Annotated in this window: 5 protein-coding genes; 3 read left to right on the top strand and 2 right to left on the bottom strand. The window is 51.9% G+C overall.

Features of this window, described 5'->3' with window-relative positions; translation table 11 throughout:
* Window positions 1-117: 117 nt before the first annotated feature.
* From HPY90_RS15650 to HPY90_RS15640, 3 genes are all read left to right on the top strand, one after another.
* Window positions 118-1248 carry a hypothetical protein gene (locus HPY90_RS15650; RefSeq protein WP_287195877.1) on the top strand — a complete coding sequence of 377 codons (1131 nt, stop codon included), beginning with the start codon at window positions 118-120 and terminating at the stop codon, window positions 1246-1248.
* Between the two features lie 88 nt (window positions 1249-1336).
* The gene (locus HPY90_RS15645) at window positions 1337-1567 is read left to right on the top strand and encodes a type II toxin-antitoxin system HicB family antitoxin (RefSeq protein WP_273178168.1); all 231 of its coding nucleotides are present in this window, start codon (window positions 1337-1339) and stop codon (window positions 1565-1567) included.
* On the top strand, window positions 1564-1794 hold the full coding sequence (locus HPY90_RS15640; RefSeq protein WP_287195873.1) for a type II toxin-antitoxin system HicA family toxin: 231 nt from the start codon (window positions 1564-1566) through the stop codon (window positions 1792-1794). The genes HPY90_RS15645 and HPY90_RS15640 overlap by 4 nt, the downstream gene beginning before the upstream one ends.
* A gap of 199 nt (window positions 1795-1993) precedes the next feature.
* Here the strand turns inward: HPY90_RS15640 and HPY90_RS15635 are convergent, their stop codons facing one another.
* The gene (locus tag HPY90_RS15635) at window positions 1994-2413 is read right to left on the bottom strand and encodes a type II toxin-antitoxin system VapC family toxin (protein ID WP_287195871.1); all 420 of its coding nucleotides are present in this window, start codon (window positions 2411-2413) and stop codon (window positions 1994-1996) included.
* Between the two features lies 1 nt (window position 2414).
* Window positions 2415-2651 (bottom strand): hypothetical protein, encoded by a 237-nt coding sequence (locus tag HPY90_RS15630; protein ID WP_287195870.1) that lies wholly within the window; start codon window positions 2649-2651, stop codon window positions 2415-2417.
* Window positions 2652-3000 lie beyond the last annotated feature (349 nt).

Genomic DNA, 3000 nt, shown 5'->3' with positions numbered 1-3000 from the left:
ACGGTTAGCCCCTTGCATACCCGAAGCAAGCGAAGGTTAGTAACCATAAGCTACCCCCTTTCTCCTGGGTTGCAGTTTTAACTAATGTTTGCTACACTTAGGATAGCAGGCATTAGCATGTATTGGAAGGTATTCAAATGGGTATGCGAAAGGGGTATGCAAATGGGTATGCATTCGCTTTATCAGCATTTCCCGATAGAGTGCCGGTTTGAGCAGAAGGTGCATACGGGGTACAAGTGGGGTAAGGGGTGGATTCGCAGGGGAGAGTATCCGTTTTTGTGGGGAATCCCGCCGGGGTGGGGAAAAGAGAAGATTCAGGCCTATATTGATTACTTGAAGGCCCAGGGAGTGGACTTACAGCGGAAACCCGAGGAAGTTGAGGACGTGCTTAAGGCAGAGAAAAGCACCGAATACAGCACCTACAACGCCTTTGAAACCGCCGACTTGATTCCTTCGCTATGCCGCCTTGTGAAAGAAGTGAGGCAGGGGAGAAACAAAAAAGCCGCAATAAAGAAGTGGGCTTCGCAGTATGGTTTTCTAGGAGTTCATGTTGACGCTGATGGGGATATACCCAGTTGGGAAAGCCTTGCGGATTTCTGGCGGGAAGCTGAAACTTTGGCGGATTTATGGGATAAGTTTCGGCAGGTCACGCAGCGAGATTTGGACGGCATGAGAGAGTGGATAAGGTTTGTGAGTTTGAGTAAGGGAGTTAAATATCTGCTTGGGGACAAGTGGAACACAAAAGCCGTTTACTGGCCTTTCGAGGTGGAAATGCGGGAAGGCGAAACTTTTGAAGAAGCCGCAGGCAGGAGTTTTGGGAAAGGCCATGTTGCTTTTTCGGCCACACTCGAAGAGATAACCCGTGACCCGCTTGAGTTCTACCAGGTGGCTGGGCTGCACTACATTCTTGAGAAGATAAAGGGAAAACTGGCCGATGTGGGGTTGAGCTACACTGGCCTTGAGAAAATCAGCAACCCACATGATGACATTTTTAAGCTTAGGCCAGTAATCAAGCCGAGAAATCTTCTCCAGGCTATGTACTTGCAGTTTTACATTCTCCTCTGCGGCCACAACGTGAAGGTGTGCAAGTGGTGCGAAAAACCGTTTCGCCTTGACCTTGGTAACCCCTATAGTAAAGACAGGAGAAGCAAAGAGTATTGCTCTCTTACCTGCAAGCACTCGGCCAAAAGCCACCGCTACAGGGGGAGACAGAAGCTGAAGGCCTTTTTAAAAAACTCTCCCGCTTGAGCAGGATTTTGCCCACAGAAGAGCTAAAATCTTACTCGACTAAGGTATACTATGTAATGCCTATAATGCTTTCTGGGAGGTTTAAAGAATGCTTTACCGCTACAAAGTTATCCTGGAGTGGGACGAGGAAGGTAAGGGCTATGTTGTTTCTGTTCCCGCCTTACCAGGGTGCTTTACCCAAGGAGATACTATTGAAGAAGCATTGGAGAGGGCTAAAGAGGCTATAGCAGGCCACCTTGCGGCTTTAGCCCAGGAAGGTTTGCCCCTGCCTACTAAAGACGTTGAAATAGCTGAAGTGCAGGTAGAGATAGCCTCATGAGCAGGCTACCCAGGGTCACAGGTAAAGAAGTGGTTAGTGCGTTGAAGAGGGCGGGCTTTGTGGTGGTAAGAATACAGGGTAGCCATCACCACTTGCGGAGGCCGGGTTCTAAAAGCCTGGTTACTGTTCCTGTACATTCCGGTGAAATCCTGAAGCCAAAGCTTTTGAAAAGCATACTGGAGCAGGCTGGACTAACCGTTGAGGAGTTCAAAAACCTTCTCGCTTGAGCAGGATTTTGCGAAAATGTGGCGAATACTATATCCTTGAAAGGGTCAGTCCGTTGGTGCTGGTGGGAACGCTAAAACGGGTGGCAGAAAGGCTTGCGTATCAATGCTTCCACCAGCCACGTCTTAGAACCCAGTCCATCGGCTTCCCAAGCCGAGGGCTGCGGGTTCGATTCCCGTCTTCCGCTCCATTTTTTTTAATTCAGGTTTTTATCAGGGGAACTGCAGGAAGGCGAACGAACCCGAAAATTTCAAAGTGGGAGTCGAAGGCAGCCGCCTCCTTAATCCCCAGGCGCTCCATGAATGCAAAGCTCGTGCAGTCGGTGAAGCTGAAGTCCTGGTCGGAGTACTTGAGGAAAATCTCCCACGCCCTCTCCTCGTCTTGCGGAGCAAGGCGCGCGACCGTGCAGATTTTGCTTTCCCGCAGGCGCTCCCCGTACCCGACTGCCGTTTTGTGCCCGAAATCGCAGCGCAGGATGGTGACCAGTTCGTCAAAGACGTAGTTGCTGGTAACAAGGGGAAAGGCGGCATTTTCGAGAAACTCAACAGCGGCGCGGTGGTGCGGGTCTCCCCTGAAAGCGTGGGCGTAGAAGAAGCTGGTGTCGACGAAGATCTGGCGCATTTTACCTGCCCCCGTAGAGGCGCCTGTCGATTGTTTCGCTAAAGAGATTCTCCCGGCGTTCATCTGCAGCACCGGCAATTCCTCCGGCCTCCAGCAAGGGGTCCCGTTCAGGGCGCGTCCTTGTCAGATCGGTAATGATCTCCCTTAAGAGGGCGGAGACGGTTTTGCCCTCTCGGGCGGCCTTCGCCTGCAGGTACTGGTACTGCCATTCCTCGATGACAACCTGCATCCGCCGCATGTCTGCACCTCCCTGCACATTACACCTTACACATTAAATATAGATTAATGCGGACCCTGTGTCAACCACCGGCGCGTTGCTCCTTCAGCACACCCTTTTCAGGCAGGCCCCGTGCAGGGTATCATTGCGATCCCCTCTTGGCTGTCCTGATGAGGCGCCTCCTGCTCCATCTCGCCAGGATCCTGACCTGGAGAAGAGAGTCCTTTGGGTGCAGCAGCGCGCATCTTGCAGCCCGGCGCAAGGAGAAATGTGGTATAATTTAATCAACCTGATGCCGAAAAGGAGGTGCTGCTTCTTGGGCGCAAACATTCCCCCCGCAGGCGAGATCTTCGTCACCTACGAGCAGTAC

The sequence above is a fragment of the Syntrophothermus sp. genome, assembly GCF_013314835.1.
In the GTDB taxonomy this organism is placed as follows: Bacteria; Bacillota; Syntrophomonadia; order Syntrophomonadales; family Syntrophothermaceae; genus Syntrophothermus; species Syntrophothermus lipocalidus.
The sequence above is the reverse complement of the archived record's forward strand: the minus strand, read 5'-3'. Positions and strand labels throughout refer to the sequence as shown.

Excerpts from the sequence above, each read along its gene's own strand:
- HPY90_RS15630 (WP_287195870.1), bottom strand. The coding sequence starts at position 2,651 with ATGCGGCGGATGCAGGTTGTCATCGAGGAATGGCAGTACCAGTACCTG.
- HPY90_RS15645 (WP_273178168.1), top strand. The coding sequence starts at position 1,337 with ATGCTTTACCGCTACAAAGTTATCCTGGAGTGGGACGAGGAAGGTAAG.
- HPY90_RS15640 (WP_287195873.1), top strand. The coding sequence starts at position 1,564 with ATGAGCAGGCTACCCAGGGTCACAGGTAAAGAAGTGGTTAGTGCGTTG.
- HPY90_RS15635 (WP_287195871.1), bottom strand. The coding sequence starts at position 2,413 with ATGCGCCAGATCTTCGTCGACACCAGCTTCTTCTACGCCCACGCTTTC.
- HPY90_RS15650 (WP_287195877.1), top strand. The coding sequence starts at position 118 with ATGTATTGGAAGGTATTCAAATGGGTATGCGAAAGGGGTATGCAAATG.